15 protein-coding genes are annotated in these 21,968 nt (G+C 40.7%); 7 read left to right on the forward strand and 8 right to left on the reverse strand.

What is annotated here, in order from left to right; genetic code table 11:
- Positions 1-178: 178 nt before the first annotated feature.
- The 6 genes from VK159_RS05120 to VK159_RS05145 all read right to left on the reverse strand — a co-directional run bounded on the left by VK159_RS05120 (position 179) and on the right by VK159_RS05145 (position 10,724).
- Positions 179-946: an isoprenyl transferase gene (locus VK159_RS05120; RefSeq protein WP_324229063.1), complete on the reverse strand. Its 768-nt coding sequence runs from the start codon at positions 944-946 to the stop codon at positions 179-181.
- Between the two features lie 124 nt (positions 947-1,070).
- On the reverse strand, positions 1,071-2,198 hold the full coding sequence (locus VK159_RS05125) for a SusE domain-containing protein (protein WP_324229064.1): 1,128 nt from the start codon (positions 2,196-2,198) through the stop codon (positions 1,071-1,073).
- A gap of 10 nt (positions 2,199-2,208) precedes the next feature.
- Positions 2,209-3,042, reverse strand: a complete 834-nt coding sequence (locus tag VK159_RS05130) for a SusE domain-containing protein (RefSeq protein ID WP_324229065.1) — start codon at positions 3,040-3,042, stop codon at positions 2,209-2,211.
- A gap of 19 nt (positions 3,043-3,061) precedes the next feature.
- Positions 3,062-4,654 (reverse strand): RagB/SusD family nutrient uptake outer membrane protein, encoded by a 1,593-nt coding sequence (locus VK159_RS05135; protein WP_324229066.1) that lies wholly within the window; start codon positions 4,652-4,654, stop codon positions 3,062-3,064.
- Positions 4,655-4,672: 18 nt separating this feature from the next.
- Complete coding sequence (locus VK159_RS05140) at positions 4,673-7,651, reverse strand: SusC/RagA family TonB-linked outer membrane protein (RefSeq protein ID WP_324229067.1); 2,979 nt, start codon at positions 7,649-7,651, stop codon at positions 4,673-4,675.
- Positions 7,652-7,817: 166 nt separating this feature from the next.
- Positions 7,818-10,724, reverse strand: coding sequence for an alpha-amylase family glycosyl hydrolase (locus VK159_RS05145; RefSeq protein WP_324229068.1), 2,907 nt, complete (start codon positions 10,722-10,724; stop codon positions 7,818-7,820).
- Positions 10,725-10,984: 260 nt separating this feature from the next.
- Between VK159_RS05145 and VK159_RS05150 the strand changes: the two genes are divergently transcribed.
- Positions 10,985-11,830, forward strand: a complete 846-nt coding sequence (locus VK159_RS05150) for an AraC family transcriptional regulator (protein ID WP_324229069.1) — start codon at positions 10,985-10,987, stop codon at positions 11,828-11,830.
- On the opposite strand, the gene VK159_RS05155 is transcribed toward VK159_RS05150, so the two are convergent.
- Positions 11,827-13,470, reverse strand: coding sequence for an amidohydrolase (locus tag VK159_RS05155; RefSeq protein WP_324229070.1), 1,644 nt, complete (start codon positions 13,468-13,470; stop codon positions 11,827-11,829). The two genes, VK159_RS05150 and VK159_RS05155, sit on opposite strands and share 4 nt — an antisense overlap.
- 171 nt (positions 13,471-13,641) lie before the next feature.
- Here VK159_RS05155 and ligA point away from each other — a divergent pair, with 171 nt between their 5' ends.
- The 3 genes from ligA to VK159_RS05170 all read left to right on the forward strand — a co-directional run bounded on the left by ligA (position 13,642) and on the right by VK159_RS05170 (position 17,160).
- Complete coding sequence (ligA, locus tag VK159_RS05160; protein WP_324229071.1) at positions 13,642-15,744, forward strand: NAD-dependent DNA ligase LigA; 2,103 nt, start codon at positions 13,642-13,644, stop codon at positions 15,742-15,744.
- A 64-nt stretch (positions 15,745-15,808) separates the two neighbouring features.
- The gene (locus VK159_RS05165) at positions 15,809-16,378 is read left to right on the forward strand and encodes an NUMOD4 domain-containing protein (RefSeq protein WP_324229072.1); all 570 of its coding nucleotides are present in this window, start codon (positions 15,809-15,811) and stop codon (positions 16,376-16,378) included.
- A 107-nt stretch (positions 16,379-16,485) separates the two neighbouring features.
- Complete coding sequence (locus tag VK159_RS05170) at positions 16,486-17,160, forward strand: DUF2461 domain-containing protein (protein ID WP_324229073.1); 675 nt, start codon at positions 16,486-16,488, stop codon at positions 17,158-17,160.
- A 96-nt stretch (positions 17,161-17,256) separates the two neighbouring features.
- Here the strand turns inward: VK159_RS05170 and VK159_RS05175 are convergent, their stop codons facing one another.
- Positions 17,257-18,246, reverse strand: coding sequence for an aspartate-semialdehyde dehydrogenase (locus VK159_RS05175; RefSeq protein WP_324229074.1), 990 nt, complete (start codon positions 18,244-18,246; stop codon positions 17,257-17,259).
- Positions 18,247-18,599: 353 nt separating this feature from the next.
- On the opposite strand from VK159_RS05175, the gene VK159_RS05180 reads away from it, so the two are divergent.
- From VK159_RS05180 to VK159_RS05190, 3 genes are all read left to right on the forward strand, one after another.
- Positions 18,600-20,276 carry a lamin tail domain-containing protein gene (locus VK159_RS05180; RefSeq protein WP_324229075.1) on the forward strand — a complete coding sequence of 559 codons (1,677 nt, stop codon included), beginning with the start codon at positions 18,600-18,602 and terminating at the stop codon, positions 20,274-20,276.
- Between the two features lie 73 nt (positions 20,277-20,349).
- Positions 20,350-21,393: a hypothetical protein gene (locus tag VK159_RS05185; RefSeq protein ID WP_324229076.1), complete on the forward strand. Its 1,044-nt coding sequence runs from the start codon at positions 20,350-20,352 to the stop codon at positions 21,391-21,393.
- Positions 21,394-21,395: 2 nt separating this feature from the next.
- Positions 21,396-21,929, forward strand: coding sequence for a hypothetical protein (locus VK159_RS05190; RefSeq protein WP_324229077.1), 534 nt, complete (start codon positions 21,396-21,398; stop codon positions 21,927-21,929).
- The last annotated feature ends 39 nt before the right edge of the window (positions 21,930-21,968 follow it).

Genomic DNA, 21,968 nt, shown 5'->3' on the forward strand with positions numbered 1-21,968 from the left:
ACGCATCAAAATTCAGTTACGGTTATGTTGTATATCGGGTTATAAAAATGCCGCTCATGCCTGTTACAGTCGGACGTTGCGTTGCAAGTCTGACCGTGACTTATTACGTCATCGGCCGGGCGGCAAAATAGTTGGTTTTGCTGAAACTCTTTGTTAAAATGGCCATCTTCACAGCTTCTTAGGATTGTGTTATAGGTAGGCTTGTTTTTACTTGCTCACCTGTTTTCCCAAAACGCCTCTCCCTGCCCTGGAAATCGAGAATAGCTTCATATAAATTCTCTTTTCTGAAATCGGGCCAGCGTACATTGGTAAAATACAATTCTGCATAGGCCAATTGATATAAAAGAAAGTTACTGATGCGGTATTCACCACTTGTGCGTATCATCAATTCAGGATCAGGAAACTCACGGGTAGTTAAATAATCCTTGATGGTATCCTGGTCAATTTCAAAAGGCTGGAGTTTCCCCGTCTTCACATCGGCTGCAATATTCTTAATAGCATTTACAATTTCCCAGCGGCTGCTGTAACTGAGTGCCATAATAAGATTAAGACCGGTATTATCCTTTAATTCATCCAGACTTTCCTGTAATTCCTTTCTTGCATAATCGGGCAACATATTCGTATCGCCAATTACGTGCAGTTTGATCCTGTTCTTATTAAGTGTAGCTGTTTCCTTGCGGATGGTGTCTACCAACAACTCCATCAAGCCTGTTACTTCTTCAATTGGTCGGTCCCAGTTTTCAGTGCTGAAGGCGTAAAGCGTAAGGTATTTCACACCCAACTCGGCGCATCCTTCAACAATATCACGTACGCTTTCAACCCCATGAAAGTGACCAAACAGACGATCCTGCCCTTGCTCCTTGGCCCAACGACCGTTACCATCCATAATGATGGCAATGTGCTGCGGCAGCCGCTCCATATCCAATTGATCACGCAAGGATGACATAACCTTTGAAAATTAAGGGCACGAAGGTAATGAAAATAAGGGCTGGGGCTGATTTTGATTCGGGAATTAATAGAAAAAGCCGACAGTTATAACTGCCGGCTTTTATGAATTACAAATTCGTTATTTATTGTAACGTATACTTTCCTGAATAAAAATCAATGGTAAACTTATAAGATCCGCTGGCAGCAGGTGTAGGAATATCAGCCCCTTCTGCTTTAAATGTGCCCGACTTGCCATCAGGCGCAGCCACATCGGCCCCGAATTTTTTATCCCAAGAACCGTTAGTTGGCAGAATTAAAAATTTTTCGCCTGTCGTAAAGTTGAGTGTTACATCAAACCAAACTGAATTCCTCCTTGTTAATTGCTGCGATGGCAACGGAACGGGATTATTCCATCCTCCAGGTGTGGCACCACCAACAATAAACAAATCAGTGGGCAGCCCATGTTGCAGGGTAATTGCCTCTAAATTGTAAACACCTTTTTGGAAATCAATTGTCATTTTATAATATCCGTTTGCAGCGGGGGCCGGAATATCGCCTCCCTCTGCCTTAAAGCTACCTGAGAGATTATCGCCAGCTGCAACATCAACGCCATATTTACCCCATGCTCCGTTTTCGGGCAGAAGCAAATATTTTTCACCTGCTGTTAACTGAAATACACCACCAAATGTTGTTTCATTCAACCTTGCAAATTCCTGCGAAGGAACCGGAACGGGGTTTGTCCATCCGCCAGTAGTTGCACCACCCACAATAAATAATCTTCCCGAACCAGGTAAAGCCACTTTTGGAGGAATTTTATAAGGGGTCATTCTGATCTTGAGGGTATTTGAAAACTTGCGATCATTATTGTTACCGTATGAAGCTATTACTCGCACATCTACGTCATATGCTTTATTAAACTCAAACCCCCAGCCAAGCAAAATACTATTGAGTTCTTTTCCCGTAATCTTAAAGGTATCCTTGGCTGTAACGGTAAATGATGCAGCTTTTTGAAAATTGCGGTTAGTTGAATCAAGTTCAATTACAAATTTGTACAATGACGGATCTTGTGCAAATTTTGGATTTGACCAATTGAAAACAATTGCGACAAGATTTGAATCTGCAGCAGTTGATGCAACTGTTGTTTTTGATGCAGCTAATACAGGAGCAGAGCCTGTTTCAAAAAAAGGTAGTTTGTCTGCTTTTTCACATGCTGTAAAAACCACAGCAGCCAACAAAAGCGAGATGGTTATATGTTTATTAAATAGTTTCATATAAAGAAGTTTATTGTTTTACGGCCGTAAATTTCCCAATCTGAAAATCAACAGTAATTTTATATTTTCCCGGAACAGACGGCGCAGGTATATCATCACTGAGATTATAACCAAAATCACCACCATTTCCTAAGCCTGCTAAATTTTTATCCTTCACTGAATATTTATTGCTCCAGCTGCCGTTTTGTGGCAGTAACAAGTAATAATCTGCGGTTAGGTCAATAGTTATTTCATACTTAGTTGATGATAGTCTAGTGAATTTCTGTGCCGGTTCAGGAACGGGGTTATTCCATCCTCCGGGTGTTGCACCTCCAACAATAAACAATTCATTATTGAATGGCAGTGTTACTTTAGGTGGCGGTGGAAAAGGACGAGCTGTAAACGTAACAGTGTCCGACACTACGGGTCGTATATCACTGTTCGTTCCTAAACTTGCTGTAATTCTTGCCTGAAACGTATAACTCCTTCTTGGGTCTAACTGAAGAAGCATTGTATTACCTAAAATATTATTCAATTCACCAACTGTATATGTTTTATCTAGCTCCTTTGAAAAAACATTGATATACCTGTTTGTGCTGTTAAAATTTCCGCCAAGGGTATCTATTTCAAGCTTGTATTTTACATCATGTGAACTTATCCCAGTAGTAAATTCATAATCCGGATTTGTCCAACTAAGACGTAATGCTGTATTATTCTCTTCACCCGGCTCTAATCTTACTGTAGTTGTACTTGCTGTAAGATCAGGCTTTGTACTACCCTGCAAAACAACTTTATTTTCCACTTTTTCGCATGCCGCAAACGTAACGAGTGCAAGCATGGAAAGTATTTGATAAACGATTTTCATATCAATATCATTTTTAAGATTAGTAACCTAAATTTTGTTTCAAGTTGGGATTTACCGCCAATTGTTTTGAAGGGATTGGCAGTAATTTCTTGGTAGCATCAAATGCAGTACCATTACGCAAGCCTCCCTTCCATGGCCACAGGTATGTGCCTTCAGAATAACGGTTATAGCGGATCAAATCAATTCTCCTGAAACCCTCCCAATACAATTCTCTTGCACGCTCGTCAAGAATAAAATCAAGATCATAAGTTGTGATATTCCCGCTTGCATTTCCATATGCTCTTTGGCGTAGAAGATTCAGGTAAATAACGGCCTGAGCTTCAGAACCACCAGCTCCGCCACGTTTCACCGCTTCTGCATATGTGAGATACATTTCTGCCAAACGTGATACAGCAATATCAATATCAGAAAATGTTCTGTTAGGATCATTTCCATAACCGCCGGATCTTGTTCTGTTCCTGAATTTAGTAGTAGGTAATCCAAACTGATATTCAAAATAATCATCCATGTTCAATGATTGCTGATCAGTATACCAGAGAGATCTCTTGTCTGCAGTTCCTGTTACATCAGGAAATAATTGAGGTATCTTTTCGGTTGCACGCATAGCACCCCAGCCTCCTAAACCATTTAGCTGTACCAATGGTTGACGTTCGCCTGAACCTGTACCATTGATAATAAACGTGGCACCGCCATAACTTTGAGATTTAACGCCATCGTAATTCAATGTCCAGATTGCTTCCGTATTTCCAATATGGTTATCGGCCATAAACAGCCATTGATAGTTACTCATGAGAGAATACCCGGCATCAATTACTTTTTTAGAATAAGTAATGGCTTCAGTAAACTTTGGCTGGTTAATATATACCTGTGCATTAAGATACATCCTTGCAAGAATGGCCCATGCTGCAGCTTTGTCTGCTCTGCCATACTCGTTTGTACGTGGTGCTAATAAATCTGCATCAATACCCTTTAATTCATTTTCGATATAAGTAAATAACTCAGCACGGGTGATCTGAGGTGGGGTAAATGTACCGAACGGATCAGTTTCTGTTACAAATCCAGGATTACCATAAATATCCATCAAAACCCAATACATGTACGCCCTGATAAACCTTACCTCTGCACGCATTGGTTTAATGGTTTCTGCATTAATACCTCTTGCACTTAACTTTTCAGGAGTACTTTCTCTTAAAAACTCATTAGCAAAAGTGATCACTAACATGCAACGACCATACAATCCTTCAACTAACGGGTTGCCGGCGTTCCAACGATTGAATTGCATATCATACAGTCCATCATCTGCATACTTCCATTTGGCCATATCAGTACTCATGTCCTGCACAGTCCAGTAGTTACGGAAGAAATCAGAAAACCCTTCATCCACACCTTTCACATCACCACATCCAAAACAACCTGTTGCCGGTGCGTTTTGAGAGGTAAGTACCATACTGCCATAAACCCTTGCCAATACTCTTTTGTAGCCGTCGAGATTTTTATACGCATCTTCTGACGTAAGTGTATTAGCCGGAAATTGGTCAAGCTTTTTGTGGCAGGCTGTAAGCACCATTGCAGCCATAAAAATTGCCGAAATCCGAGTGATAAAATATTTCATTTGATAATTTTTTTAAACTTAAAAATCAAGATTTACCCCCAGTACAAAAGTTCTTGGTCTGGGGTAGATATTATTATCCATTCCATTTGTTAACTCAGGATCAAGACCTTTATACTTTGTAATGAGAAATACATTCTGCACGTTAGCAGTAATACGCAGATTCACATTCTTTGCAATAGCGCCGGCATCGTATCCAAAGTTGATATTGTCCAAACGAAGGAAAGATCCGTTTTGAATATAATAGTCTGAAAGCTCTTGCTTATTTAAAAACCCTGTTTGCAGATAACTGTTGTGAATGTTTTGTGGAACAGCACCAAGTTTGGCCTGGTTAATTACACCATACTGCATGAACACATTATTGTAAACATAATTACCAATGCTTCCACGCATTACAAAACCTGCATTGAAACGCTTGTAAGTAACAGATGAATTAATACCCAGATATACCGGCGCATCAGAAGGTTTGAAAACTCTTAAGTCTTTTTCGTTGATGATACCATCTCTGTTCTGATCTTCATACAATCCTTCAATTGGTTTGTTATTTTGATCGTAAACCTGCTGGTACATGTAAAACGATCTTGGTCTGTAACCTACCGCATCAATTTGTGCAGTTGTACCAATACTTCCTCCAATAACGGTAACATTGTTACCGGCAAAATTCGGATCCTCGTTGATCAGCAATTTGGTAATTTTTGGGTTGGCGTAGGTTACGTTAAAACCAATATCCCATTGTGTGTTTTGATTCTTAACCGGAATAAAATTCATGGTTACTTCAAAACCTTTACTTTCTATATTACCAACATTCGTTAAAAGGCTGTTGGCAAAATTCGCTCCGAGTGCAATTGGCACCACACTTACAAGATCTTTTGTTTTGCGGGAAAACACTTCTAAAATACCGGTTACACGATCATTAAATAAACCATACTCAACAGCAGCATTAATGTTCTCTGTTGTTTCCCATTTAATATTCGGATCATACTCAACAGGGCCTAACCTGTTATAATACGTATTTCCTAATTGATACAGTCCATTATTATTTGACTGATTATAAACAGCGAGGTAAGGATACAAGCCTGGTATATCCTGTTGCCCTGTAACACCATACCCAACTCTGAATTTTAGATCAGATATTACCTTAGAATTTTTCAGGAAGTTTTCTTCACTCACTCTCCAAGCTACAGCAGCTGAAGGGAAAAAGCCCCAACGGTTTTCTTTCGCAAATCTTGATGAACCATCAGCTCTTCCGTTAAGTGTAAGAATATACTTGCTGGCTAAGTTGTATGTAAGACGGCTGTAGTAAGAAATGATGGTGTACCCGTTATCACCATTTGCATCATCAGAATTATCTGATAAACGAATTGGATAAGGCCCGTTTGGCGAACCGTCATAATACCAGCTTTGATAATTGAAATTGAAATAACGATAGTCCTGGTAACCGGTACCCGCTGTTAAATCAATGCGGCTGTTGATAGATTTTACATCCTTGACATAGTTCAGGTAAAAATCGAATAACTTATTTCTGCGTTCAAGGTAAGAACGGTTTCTGTAGCCACCCTTGCCCCCAATGGCAGGGTAAGCAGAAGCAGCACTATCTGATTTTACAAATGAACCTCGCTCGTTTGAATATTCATTTCCTAAATTCAGATTCGCCCTCAATCCTTTTACAAAAGGAATTGAATAGTCTAATTGAATGTTACCGATAAAACGTGTAAGCTCACGGCTATGATCTCTTGAATATAATAAGCCCAAAGGATTACGATTAGCGTTGGCAGCTGGTCGTCCGCCTTGTAGCCACTCATAGTAACCATCAAAGCGATTACTGTTTGTTGTTGTTGCTTGTGTAGGATCAAATGATACTGCACTTCCTATTGCCCCAAAATCAGCATCAGCATTAACTGTTCTTGCAATTTTGAGATTCAGGTCAACTTTTAAATTATCCTTGAAAAATTTAGGACTTAAGTTCAATCCTCCGGAGTAGCGTTTAAAATTATCTGTCTTTAAAATCCCATCCTGGTTAAGAAATCCTCCGGAAATACGGAAAGGTAACTTTCCGTCAATAACAGTTCCGCTTGCACTCAGGTTATAATCCTGACCAAAAGCAGGTCTGTAAATTTCGTTCTGCCAATCGGTAGAGCTCTTGCCTAACAGATTCGCAACAGAGGAAAGTTCAGGACGTGATTTAATTACACTTTCAAATTCAGAAGCAGTTAATACATCCACATTCTTCACAGCTGTTTGCAAAAAGCCCTGTGCCCCGAAATTAAATTTCACTTTTCCTTTTCTTCCTTTTTTGGTTGTAATAATAATTACACCATTTGATGCCCTTGAACCATAAATGGCAGCAGCAGAAGGATCTTTTAATAAAGTGAATGATTCAATATCATTTGGGTTAATAAGGCTTAATGCGTTTCCATTATCAACAGGAAGCCCGTCAATAACAACTAATGGATCGTTACTTGCATTAAGTGATGCACCACCACGAATACGGATGCGGCTGCCTGCGCCCGCAGCACCATTATTAGAAGTGATTTGCACACCGGCTACCTTACCGGAGATCAACTGCTCAGGTGTTTGTATTGCACCTTTTACAAAATCCTTAGAAGAAACTGTTGCAACAGCACCTGTAAGATCTCTCTTACGTTGTGTACCATAACCAACAACAACAACTTCGTTAAGTGTTCCCTGTGCCGCAGCAAGCGAAATGGAAAAATCGGTTTGTGCTCCTACTGTTAATTCATACTCTGTAAAACCTACAGATGAAATAACAAGCACAGCGTTGTTGTTGTCAACAGCAATTCTGAAATTACCACCAGCATCGGTGGTTGTACCACGGTTGGTACCTTTAATTGTTACGGAGGCATTAGCAACCGGGGTGCCGTCTTTACTGTCGGTCACTTTCCCGGTAACGGTTTTACCTTGCGCAAACACATTCATTGCAAAAACCATAAGCAGCAGAGCCAAGGCCCCTGCTCTGGCAAGCAGACGATGAAGGGTCATAATCAATAGTTGGGGTTTTGAGATTTACAATTTATATCTATCACAGCAACGTTTTGCTTTTTGTTGATATTTATTTGCATCCGATAAATCAACTTTCAACAAAAAACATCAGTCCTGTTTTTCAATCCAAAATTTAAAGCAGCCTTTTAAGACAACTCTCATGTCACTACTGCTGCACCATCACTTTTTCATACCGCACAAGATTATCAACCCGCACCTGTAACACATACTGGCCTGCTGTTAAGGGCATGCCTGCAAAACTGTTACGATCCATTTCAAACACCTGGTAACCTTTCAACTGGAAACCCATGTTCTTTGAAGCGATAACCTGTCCCTGTATATTGATCAACTGAACACTCACCTTCCCGCTTTTTGGCAACTCATATTTTACAATTGCCGATTGCTGAACCGGGTTGGGATAAATGCTCAGACGAAAATCTGTATTAGAAGCTATAATATCTCTGACGTTTGTCACCACACCACCTGATACATTTTGATTGAGGAATACCCGGTACTCCCCCGGCAAAAGTGTAAAGCCGTATGTTGCACCGGTAACATTAATAGAACCGCCTTGCGTATAGTTATACCAGGTTCCTGTTGCAGGGAATGTAACGTTTGGCAATTGTGTAATAACATCGAAGTTTGCCACAACCACCATCTTTAGATCCGCATGGTCAATAACAATTGTTTTAACGGTGCTTGAACCAAGGTTGGTTCCATTTGCAAGTGTTGGTGTACGGAATGTTACAAGTTTTTGCTGACGCAATTTTGCCATTGCCGCATATACCTCATACAATCTGCGACGACGTATCTCCTGGAAATAATCCCATCTTACCGGTTTAGGATCAACACGCCCGCCGTTTGAATTAATTGAATAGTCGTAACCCAATTCGCCAAACTGCCAGATCATTTTCGGACCAGGTATCGCCATCAAAAAAGCAGCTACGGCTTCCGCTCTTCTTATAGCCGTAGTTGTATCTTTTGGATTATGGGTAAGTGAGTTTGTAGTGTTTCCTTCCGTAAGAGTTTTATAGATTATCCGTTCCTCGTCGTGGCTTTCTGCATAAGTAATTAAGCCCGGCTTATCTGTAAGATCTGTCGAACCCCAACGATCTATCCAAAAAGAACTGCTCAGGTTTGAATTATATCCTTTATTCAAATTATAAAACGCAGCATTTGAATTACCCCAAAGCAACATTCCTCTTTTTGCCAATTCTGCATCTTCTGCTGTTGCTGCAAAATGTTCAAGGATACAATATGAACCGGCTGATGCTGTTTGCATCACATTATAATAATTCTGCCAGATGTTGATGCGATCCTGGTTAAAAGCATCCCAACAAATTTGTCTTTGATTGTTAATGTCTGGCAACGCCATACAATTCTGATTAGTAAACCCTTTACTCAAATCCCAACGGAAACCATCGATCCGATACTCTGTTAACCAATGTTGGATAAAGCGCTCAACATGATATTTCGTTGGAGCTGCATTGTGATTGAGATCGTGAAATACATTGAACGGATGTTGCGCTGTTTCGTAGAAATAAGGATTGTTAGCAGCAGTTTGGTTTGCGGCCGCATTCCACCACATAGCTGCTAAAGGTGATTGGCCTGTTGCATGATTGAGAGCAATATCCTGTATTACGGCTATTCCCAAACTATGTGCCTGATCGATAAAAGCCTTCAAAGCCTGTTTACTTCCGTACGCTTTATCAGGAGCGAAATAATACATTGGATTATAGCCCCAACTATTATTTCCATCAAATTCATTGAATGGCATTAACTGAACTGCATTGAAGCCAAGATTTTTGATATAATTCAATGTGTCCTTCAGCGTTTGCCAGCTTTGAGCAGAAACGAAATCACGCAACAACAACTCGTAAATCATCAAATCACGCTTATCAGGACGAACATAGTTGTTACTCGTCCAGTTATAAGCTGTTTCACCCGGAGTAATGACACCTACAATTCCACCTGTTGTTTTTCCAGAGGGATAAACGGGCATGTTCGGATAAGTAGATGATTGAATGTACTGATCGTTATTTGGATCGAGCACCAGTTCGCTGTAAGGATCTGCAATGCGTATAGCATCATCAACAATATATTGGAAACGGTATTGAGCTCCGGCAGTAAGACCTGTTACTTCTGTCCAGAAATAATCGCCGTCTTTTTTCATCTGACCGGCGCAGGTTTGTGTCCAGTTACTAAAATCACCAATGAGAGAAACTTTGGTTTTTAATGGAGCATATAAAATGAAAACTGCTTTGGTATTATTGTCTTCGAACGTAATACCGTCTTTGCGTCCTGCAGGTCTTGCACCTGTTGGGTTATTTGCCTGTGGTACAAAAAAGTTGAATGTATCACGCTTGATTGTTCCATTGTCATCAGCATCAACAATGATCTGCTGTTCGCAGGTAGTAGTTACATTAGCCGAGCCATTAATGATTTGTGCAGCTGCTGCAGTTGCAATTTGTGCTCCATTAAAACGCAACGTAAGATTTGCATTTTTAGATGACGCAGCTGTTACCGGAACAGTAAATGGCGGCGTTCCTGATGTAAGCGGTTCAGGAGTGGGAACGTAAGTTGGCTGCATTGCAGGTGAAGTAAACTTCACAGCAAATTCATTGGCAGGGTACACTTTAATATACATATCACTGCCATCGATATTACGTTGCACTAATGTGCCTGCTTCGTTGCGGAACAGAATGGTAATGTAAAAGATTTGCTCCCCTGCAGCTACGCCATAATAGTTGCGGATATTAGTAATGGTGAATTGCCATGTATTTGGCTTGTTTACCGGATCGGGACGTGTGGCAACAGGTGCGTTTGAAGTACCCCAGGAACCTTTTGTGTATTTCCAATCTGTAGCTGAAGTGCTGGCCGATGTTATTAAACCTGTATGTAAATAAACCGAGCCAGTAAAACCTTGTAACCCTTTGTTGCCTTTACTGGCATCCATTGTAATAACGATAGTACTTGCATCAGCAGGGAAAGCGATATCAGTAGACAATAATTGGGCATTACTTGCATGAACTGCAAAGCAGAATAGAACCAACGCAAGCAAAATTTTTCTCATAACGCAATCCTTTTACATCAAACCAAGTAAAACAATGATCAATGAAGTTTGTTGGATTTCGTTGTGATTGCAATCAGTAAGAAAGATTCTCAGTTTTTTATACAACAGCCGGTCGCTAAATCAATACCCTCTTCAGTTCCGCAATCAAAACTTATGCAAAACTAGACTATGGCAGGGGCCTCAAATTGAACTAAAATTCCAATTTCTGGCACTATATTGCCAACTTATCCTATTTTTACTTTCTAACCCGATTCACAATTATGAAGGCCGAACTCGAAAAAATTGTTCCCGGTAACGATAAGCCCGTATTGGTTGCTTACCCCATGAGCCTGCCCTACCTTGAGTTTTACTGGCACCATCATCCTGAATATGAGCTCACGTTTAAGATCAATGTGTCGGGTAAACGGATCGTTGGCGACAGTTATGAAGAATTTGAACCTGGCGATTTGGTGCTGATTGGCCCCGATCTGCCACATACCTGGGTATCGGATAAAAAAGTGAAGGACAAATCCTGCGATTTTGTGGTCATCCAGTTCTCCGGCTCCCTGTTCAACAGCTTCACCGGTTTACCGGAGTTCGAGAATATTAAGCGGCTGCTGCAAAGCTGTCGGCATGGACTACATTTTAAAAACAGTAAGCCTTTTAAAGAGTTGATCCTGTCGCTGCCCGGCAAATCAGGTGTTGAAAAAATAACCGGGCTGATCGATCTCCTGAATCAATTGTCACAACAAAAAGGAAGAAAACTGGCATCAGCCGAGTATGATATCTCCCAGGCCAAAAACAGTGAACCACGTATTAATAAGGTATGTACTTATGTTGAACAGAATTTTGCGAAGCCCATCAGCATTAATGATGCAGCATCCATCATCAATATTTCACCCAGTGCCTTTTGTAAATTCTTTAAACGGGCAACGGGCAAAACATTTTCCGATTATGTAAACGATCTGCGTGTTGGTTATGCCTGTTATCAATTGATTGAAACGGATAAACAGATCTCGACCATTGCACGCAGTGCGGGTTTCGAATCGCTCACTTATTTCAACCGTGTGTTTGCACGAAAGAAACACAGCACACCAAGAGAATTCAGGAACGAAGCTGTTTATTAATTTTTGCTGAATACCGTTTCGCCTCCGCTAATAGTTTTGAGCACGGTTGTTTTCAACACCTGCTCGAATGTTGCAGTCATGAGATCAGTATCAAGTAAAACAAAATCGGCAAACTTTCCTTTTTCAATACTTCCCTTTTCCGTTTCTTCAAAATTAGAACGTGCTGCCCAAATGGTCATGCCACGTATTGTTGCTTCTCTTGTTAATGCATTTTCTGTTTGATAACCTTGCTCGGGCCATCCTTTTGCATCTTTACGGAACACTGCTGCATAAAATGTTTTGAGTGGATCAATATCCTCAACGGGAAAATCTGTTCCCAGTGGTATCCAGCCATTTTGTTTCAACAGGTCATTAAATGCATAAGCACCTTTTACACGTTTGGATCCTAGACGTTGCTCTGCCCAATACATATCACTGGTTGCATGTGTTGGCTGCACACTCGGCACTATACTGTATTTGCCAAAAAGGTTGAAATCATTTTCATTCACTACCTGTGCATGTTCAATACGCCAACGCAGATCGTTGGTTTCTTTTAAATATTTACCATAGATATTTAAAATAGTTCTGTTTCCACTATCGCCAATGGCATGTGTACACATCTGAAATCCTTTTGCATACAATAATGCTGCAACCGAATCAAAATGTTCTGGATTGCTTAATAAGAAACCGGTATGCCCGGGCTTATCAGCATATGGCTCGAGCAAACAGGCGCCTCTTGAACCAAGAGCACCATCGCCATACACTTTGAAGCTTCTTACATTTAACCGATCGGTTTTTATTTTACCACGTTCAAAAATGGCGTCATAATTTTTCTTTGCATCACTTAACATCACATACATGCGCATCTTCAATGCTCCGCTCTGGTTTGCTTTTTCAATATTCAATACATCAGTATAATCTAATCCGCAATCAACAACAGAAGTTAAGCCTGCAGCAAAACAATTCTTCTGTGCCGCCAATAGCCCTTCTGTAATTTGTTCTGCTGTTGCCGCCGGAATTTTTGCTGATACAAGATCGATCGCATTATCAATCAACACGCCTGTTGGTTTTCCGCTTGCCACAAACACATCACCACCAGTTAATTTTGTTTGAGCATTAATGCCGGCCTGCTGCATCGCAAGATCATTTACAACAGCAGCGTGCCCATCAACTCTTGTCAATATAACCGGGTTGTCAGGAAATAATTGATTCAACGAATCATTCACGGGAAATTCTTTCACCTCCCAGTCATTCTGATCCCAACCCCGGCCAATGATCCATTCGCCTTTTTGCAAGCTGTGTTCAGCAGCATGTTTTTTTAATCGGCTCAAACATTCACTCCAGCTTGTTGTGCCGGTAAGATCGGCTGTGCGCAAGCCCAAACCATAGCGATAGAAATGCGCATGTGCATCAATAAAGCCCGGATATAAAAATTTCCCTTGCAGATCGATCACTTCTTTGGCGTTGAATATTTTTTGCAGATCGGCAGTTGTACCTGTAGCAATGATCTTTCCATCCTTTACAGCTACTGCTTCAGTTTTGGAAAAAGCAGAATCAATGGTGTACACCGTTCCGTTGATAAGCAGTGTATCAACTTCGGTTTTGGAATTACATTGTGAAAACACAATCGCTACGGCAAAAAGAAGAGACAATCGGATCATAATAAATGGTTGTGCTGGTATAACCCAAAAGAACAAAGATTGTTTATACCTGTATGAATGAATATTTTTTGTGGTTATTCTTCCGGACAAATGGAAGCTCTAAAATGAGCACGTGAATTTAATTTGTTTTGTCCTTCATCCTTGTATTTTTACCTTCTGATTTTATTTCTTATGTATTCAGCCGATAATACCAAGCAATTGCAGCAAAGCACCACAAGCTTGCTGCATCAACTAAAAAGTTCATCTATCAATGAAGAACAAATCGAAGAACTGAGAAATGCTCTCCGTTTCCATGAATATCGTTATTATATTCAGAACGATCCGCTCATCAGCGATTTTGAATATGATCAGTTATACAAAACATTGGAAAAGATCGAAGCTGCCAATCCTTCGCTTATAACAAGCGACTCTCCTACACAACGTGTGGCAAAAGGTTTGGGTAATGATTTTAAAAAAGTACAGCACCTTGTTCCCATGCTGAGTCTTGAAAATTCTTATGATGCTGACGATCTGATTGACTGGGATCGCAAAGCAAAAGAAGCAAGCGGACTCGATCATATTGAATACTGTGTTGAGCCAAAATTTGATGGTGCCAGCATTTCACTTATTTATGAAGATGATAAACTGGTTCGGGCTGCAACACGTGGCGATGGAACAGAAGGAGAAGAGATCACGACCAATGTTCGGCAGATTCGTTCTATTCCCTTGTCGGCAGACTTTTCGAAGTTTGCCATCAAACAAATTGAAATACGTGGTGAGATATTGATGAGTAAGAAAAACTTCAAAGCCTATAATGATCAACTGGCCGAAGATAATTTGCCACCGCTTGCCAATCCACGTAATGCAGCCAGCGGCAGCTTACGTATAAAAGATGCAAAAGAAGTTGCCCGCAGAAATCTTGAGGCATTTTTATACCATGTTGGTTATGTGGCAATGGTTGATCGGAAGCAATCAACATATGATGTATTACACACGCACAGCGGTGCATTGAAAATGATGTGGGAGCTTGGCTTCCGTAGTCCTGAAAAAGAAAAAAAGATCTGTAAAGGCATACAGGAAGTAATTGACTACTGTAACGAGTTTGAGCAGAAGCGTGATACACTGCCGTATGAAATTGATGGCATGGTGATCAAAGTAAATGATCTGCAGTTGCAGGATCAAATGGGGATGACCAGTCATCACCCACGCTGGGCCATTGCTTATAAATTCAAAGCAAGACAGGGAACCAGTAAACTCCGTGCAGTTGAATACCAGGTTGGCCGCACAGGTGCAGTTACTCCCGTTGCCAAGATCGATCCGGTAGCTATTGGCGGAGTAACGGTCACGAGTATCTCTTTACATAACCAGGATTTTATTGCAGAGAAAGACCTGATGCTGGGCGATACAGTTTTGGTAGAACGTGCAGGTGATGTAATTCCTTATATCGTTAAATCAATGGCTGAGCTGCGTACAGGCAAAGAGGAAAAGATCATCTTCCCTACCCATTGCCCGGTTTGTAACAGTGTGTTGGTAAAACCGGAAGAAGAAGCTGTGTGGCGTTGCAATAATTACCAGTGTGAAGCACAGGTGGTTGAACGTATCATTCATTTCAACAGTAAAGATGCCATGGATATTCGTGGAATGGGCGATGCGAATGTGCGGAAGTTTTATGAGCTGGGCTTTTTGAAAGATATTCCATCGTTATATCGTTTACCATACGATAAGATAAAAGCCTTAGAGGGTTACGGCGCAAAGAGTGTTGAAAATCTGCAAACGGCTATTGAAAACTCAAAGAAGCAACCTTTATTCCGGTTGATCTATGCGTTAGGTATTCGTTTTGTTGGTGAAGCAACTGCAAAGACATTAGCTAATTCAACCAAACATCTATTGGATATTGCCGGAAAAACATTGGAAGAATTACAACAACTGGAAGATATTGGTCCGAGAGTTGCAGGAAGTATTCATGATTTTTTCAGCAACCAACAGAACCTGCAATTATTGAAAGAACTGGAAGAACTGGGTTTGCAATTAAAGAATGAGCAGAAAGAAAGTAAACATGAAGGTAATTTAACGGGTGTTACTTTTTTATTTACAGGAACATTGCCTACCTTGAAAAGAAGTGCTGCAGAACAGATGGCCGAAGAACATGGCGGAAGTATACTTAGTGGTGTGAGTGCAAAATTAAACTACCTTGTTGTAGGAGAAGATGCAGGCAGCAAGTTGGAAAAAGCAAAGAAGATCAGCACAATAAAAATTATAACCGAAGAAGAATTCCTGGAACTGTTAAAAAATTAATATAGGATTTCACTTGCAGGTACAGGGTTTGCTGTTGTATATTTAATATCTCCAATCTTTTTGTATGATCAAGAAACTTCCCGGAGAAAAATGGAAACAATTGCAGTTTGCCGGTTGGAAACAATTACGTCGCAAATATGCAGTTTCAAATCTTGGCCGTTGCGCCAGTTTTACTTCTGATGTTTCAGAAGATGGAAAACTACTCAACGGTTCCATTACAACCGGCTACCGTACATTAAACCTGCACCGTGCAGACAATAAAGGAACCATCTACCTGCACCGTGAAGTAGCAAAACTTTTTTGTGCGAAGCAATCAGCTAAAAATAAGTTTGTGATTCACCTGAATCACAATAAAAAAGATAACCGTGCTGCTAATCTTAAATGGGCAACATTGGAGCAAATGTCTGCTCATCAGCAAAAGAGCCCGCAAAAGATCGCCTATAAAAAATTACAGAAAGAACGCAGCAGCACACAAAAAGGATTGAAGCTTTCTCCGCTGCAGGTAAAAACAATCAAAAAGATCATTCAGGATCCCAACCGAAATGTTACGTACAAACAACTGGCGAAAAAGTACAGCGTTAGTGAAATGACCTTGTACAGAATAAGAAGCGGTGAAAACTGGGGAGCAGTTTAAGATTGCAGATATTTGATTTCTGATTACTTGCTCACATCTTCACAGAACTATTTTAGCATAGTATTGTTTGGTTATGCAAATTTGCATCTTCACTACAACCTTATTTTATGCTGCAAACTTCCACACTCAAATTTTTAAAAGACTTAAAGAAGAACAACAACAAGCCCTGGTTCGATGCGAATCGCAAAGCTTACGATGCTGCCAAAGCAGATTTTGTTGGGTTTATTGATGCAGTAATAGAAAAGCACGGGAAGAAAGATCCTTCCATTGCACATCTTGCTGCAAAAGATTGCATCTTCCGTATTAACCGTGATGTTCGTTTCAGTAAAGACAAAAGTCCTTACAAAACCAATATGGGTGCATACATCAATAAGGATGGGAAAAAAGGGATGACCGCCGGCTACTATTTTCATTGTGAACCGGGTGCTGCATTTGGAGGCGGTGGTTTATATGTGCCGCCACCTGAATTCTTAAAAAATGTTCGGCAGGAAATAGATTACAACTGGAAAGAATTTCAGAAGATCATCAACAATAAAAAATTTAAAGCTGTGTTTGGCGATCTGTCAACTGAAGGTGATATGAAATTGGCAAGACCACCAAAAGGATACGAAGTGGAGAACCCGGCTATTGAATATTTGAAACTGAAAAGCTGGATCGCTATGCAAAAATTTTCAGATGCCGATCTTACTTCAAAAGACCTTGTAAAAAAAGTTTGTACCAATTTTGAAACGCTGCAACCACTGCTGTTGTTTTTGAATGAAGGATTGCATGCGGGTGAATGAAATAATAACTCTATTAAAAAGAGAGCGCTTCAATTGAAGCGCTCTCTTTTTTGTTAAGTTTTTCCATTGTCTTACGGCCGCTGGCCCTGCCGACCATTACAACAAACCTTTACCCTGCAGGTATTCTGCGATCTGCACAGCATTTGTTGCTGCACCTTTGCGAAGGTTGTCACTAACGATCCACATGTTTAACGTGTTAGGCTGTGTTTCATCTCTGCGTAAACGACCAACAAACACATCATCTTTTTCATGCGCATCCATCGGCATTGGGTATTGCTGTGTAGCAGGATCATCTACTACCACAATACCAGGAGCAGAGCTGAGCAATGCTTTTACTTCATTTAAGTCGAAATCATTTGCAAACTCAACGTTCACACTTTCACTATGACCACCCATAACCGGAATACGTACAGTAGTTGCCGTTACACGAATGGAATCATCACCCATGATCTTACAGGTTTCTTTCACCATTTTCATTTCTTCTTTGGTGTAACCGTTTTCAAGGAACACATCGATTTGTGGAATCACGTTAAGATCGATCGGATATTTATAAGCCATCTCACCAACAATACCTTTGCGTTCATTCAACAATTGATCAACTGCTTTTACACCTGTACCAGTTACACTTTGGTAAGTTGATACAACCACACGCTTGATCTGGTATTTCTTATGCAGTGGTTGCAATGCCACCACCATTTGAATAGTAGAACAGTTAGGATTGGCAATTACTTTATCTGCTGCTGTTAACACATCTGCATTTACTTCCGGCACCACTAATTTTTTGGTTGGGTCCATGCGCCATGCACTGGAGTTATCGATCACAGTAATACCGGCTTCTGCAAATTTTGGTGCCCATTCTGTTGAAGTACCACCACCGGCACTAAATAAAGCCACAGCAGGTTTGGCAGCTATTGCATCGGTCATGCTTACCACTTTGTATTTCTTTCCCTTAAACTCAACTTCTTTACCAACGGAACGCTCACTTGCAACCGGAACTAATTCAGTAACCGGGAAATTTCTTTCTGCTAATACCTGTAACATTTTGGTTCCTACAAGACCTGTAGCGCCAACTACTGCAACTTTCATTTTGTTTGTTTCCTGTCTGACGCCCCCGTCTGACAGATTGATTTTATGGTTTTTTAATTGAGCCGTCAGACGGGGGCGTCAGACGGGGAGTAAAAAATAAGGCCTTCCGTTTCGGGAAGGCCTGTTATTATGTTTACAACACAACGTACAATGTTACCTTCCCTTGCGGAACTGTTTCTTTGTGCGTTTTGTATGTTTCATTGTCATCATGAGGCGCAAAAGTAAAGCCGAATGAGCGTTTCACCAAATTGTTTTTAGAATTTTCACCGAGGTATTTACGCAATCGTTTGATTAATGTTATTTTTAAGTACATGCTGCTACCTAAACTCCTTATAACAATTGTTTGTTTGTTGATGCTGCAAGCAAACGCTTTCACTCAAACCAGATACAGCGTCGTCATCAGTGAAATCATGAGCGATCCCACACCACTAATCGGGTTGCCGAATGTTGAATGGATCGAGATACGTAACACAACTACAGCAGCCATCAACTTACAAAACTGGCGGGTGGGCGATGCAGGTGGTGTGAGTGGTGCATTGCCTAATTTTTTATTACAACCGGATAGCAGTGCAATCATTTGTGGCACTACTGCAGCTGCAACCATGCAACAGTATGGCCGCACATTCGGTGTTACAAGTTTTCCTTCTTTAGATAATAGTGGTGAAACGATTTTCATCCGCAGTAACACCGGTGCAATTATTCATGCAGTAGAATATAATCTCAGTTGGTTCAACAACGCAGTTAAAAGCGATGGCGGATGGACATTGGAAATGGTTGATATAAAAAATCCGTGCAGCGGCGCCGGCAACTGGCGTGCAAGTGTCGATACAAGAGGCGGCACGCCCGGAATAAAGAATTCTGTTGATGGAACTAACAGCGACCAAACTGCTCCTGCATTACTTAGAGCATTTGCAGTTGACAATACAACCTTACTGTTAACTTTTGATGAATCGTTAGACAGTTTATCGGCCGCTGCTGCTGCTAATTACCAGTTGAGTAATGGCATTGGTACAGCTGCTTCGGCAGTTTGTCTTGCGCCGCTTTTCAATACCGTACAACTTACAGTAAGTAATCAATTACAAGCGGGAACAGTTTATACCGTTACTGCTGCTAATGTGAAAGATTGCAGCGGCAACAGCATTGCTGCGTTTAATAATACAAAGCTTGGACTTAGTTCGGCTGCTGTTGCAAATGATATTATCATCAATGAAATTCTGTTTAACCCAACAAGTGACGGCACCGATTACGTGGAGATCTATAACCGCAGTAACAAGATCATCAATTTGAAAACATTATTGATTGCAAACAGAAGCAGCGCAGGGACTATTGCAAATATGCGAGCTTTAACTGCAACCGACAGAGCGATGTTTCCCGGTGAATATCTTGTGCTGAGCGAAGACGAAGCAATGGTAAAACGACAATTCACTGCAAAAAATATTTCAGCGTTTCTCAACCTCTCTACCATGCCTTCTTATGCTGATGATAAAGGCAATGTAGTGTTGAGTGATAACGGCGGAACTATTATCGATGAAGTTGCTTACGATGACAAATGGCATTTCGCCTTGATCAACAATAGTGAAGGCGTAGCTTTAGAACGTATCGATCCAAATGCTGCTACACAAAACAAAGACAACTGGTATAGTGCTGCAAAAGATGTGGGTTATGGTACGCCTACTTATCAAAACTCACAATTCCGTTTAGATCTGCAGGTGCAGGGTGATGTAACTGTAACACCTGAAGTATTTTCTCCCGACAATGATGGCACGGATGATTTTCTCAGCATCACATATCGATTTCCTGAAAAAGGCTATGTGATGAATATTACTGTGTTTGATGCTGGTGGCCGTCCTGTAAAAGCATTACAACGAAATGCAATTTGCAGCCAGCAGGGAAATTTCCGCTGGGATGGCTTGAATGACAAACTGCAACAACTACCACTTGGTCCTTACGTGATCTTTACAGAAGTATTTAACCTGCAAGGCAAAGTAAAACGTTTCAAAAACCAGGTGGTGTTGGCAAGAAGGTTTTAATGACCGAAATCAGATACAGCAGCAATCAGCAACAACAAAACTTTGGTTAACTTGAAGCCTGAACTGAAGTACCATGATCAGCCGCAAAAAAATATTTTATCCCATCAGCGAACCCTTGCACCAGTACCTGCGGTTGTATCACCAGGAGTTGACGTTGCCTGTATCTTACGATGATCTGAAGTATTATGCAGAATCAATTCCATTGCTTGATAAGTTTGGGAAAGACACACTTTGGGAAACGGTTATCTATCCGCAATCGGAAATAACAAGAGTACACGATCATATAAAAGTGATCTATGCAAAATTGAAAGCAGCGGGTGATCTCAAAGCATTGAACCATCTCTATATTGAGCGCATCGATTACTGTACGTTTGGCAACTCCCATCCTTACCGTATCAAGATCGTAAACAAGTATAACGATGTGTACGACTATTTCTATATAAAAACAGCCGATGCATCACGTGTTTATGGATTGGAGCTGGAGCAATTGCTATCGCCCAATCCTGTACACTATTTATGTGATGGAAATACATTGGTGGAAGAACATATTGCAGGCATTCCAGGTGATCAGTTTCTCAAACTCATCCCACGCCGCCCCGAATACAACCTGAAACGTATTGCAAAAGAGTTTGTGAAATTTAATGAACGTTGTTTCCTGCGTTTGCTGGGCGATATGCGTGCCTACAATTTTGTGTTCATCATTACGCCGGATTTTGATGATTATAAATTCTTCATCCGTGCCATTGATTTCGACCAGCAGTTTTACGAAGGCAGTAAGAATATTTATTTACCGCAGTTCTTTAAAGAGAATTATCCGTTTGTTGAACTGGTGCAAAAACATCTGAACCCTGAAGTAGTGCAGCAGTATCAACAGGAAGAAAGGGCTGTGATCGCACGGCGCATTCGTGAGGAACGTTACCGTTTACGGGACCTGCGTGATGTGTTGGTGAAAGACAAAATCTCTACGCCGGAAAAAATTCAGCAGCTTGGCCATGAACTTGCGCTGCATTACGATGATCCTGTTTTTGCACGTTGTAAAAGCATGGGCGAAATCATTGACCGTAGTTTAAAACGGGTGCTGATCAGAACTCATACGAAAGGAATTAAAATCGGATAACCATGAAACATACTTACCTCATTACAATTTTACTACTCATTCTTACCAGCAGCAGCAATTGCAAAAAAGGCGGTTTGCTTGGGGATAGGCTACCACCCGCCACACAGGAAGGAAAAAATACTTGCGGCTTTTTATTAAATGGTGAGGTATGGCTTCCAAAAGGCGATAACGGATATCCTAATTTAATTTGTGATTATGATGAAACTTACAATGGAGGTTCCTTTAATATAGGAGGTTATAGATATGATACACAGAGTCGATCTGCATTTTCAGTTTCTGGAAGGAATATTACTTCACCTGGGACTTACAAATTGAATTTAACTTCTAGTCATAGAACCTATTTCAGTATTGACAACACTCAAAATTATTGTGTCTATTATTGGGAAGATACGATCGCAAATCACAATGCATATTTAACAATTACAAAACTTGATAAAACAACTCGTATTGTATCAGGCATCTTTGAGTTTGCACAAGTAAAACAAGGTTGTCAGGAAGTGAGAATAACCCAAGGAAGATTTGACATGAAATATTAAGCACAAAATTTATCTATCAATAGCTGAAGCGTCTCGTTT

This window comes from Lacibacter sp. (assembly GCF_035299325.1).
In the GTDB taxonomy this organism is placed as follows: Bacteria; Bacteroidota; Bacteroidia; order Chitinophagales; family Chitinophagaceae; genus Lacibacter.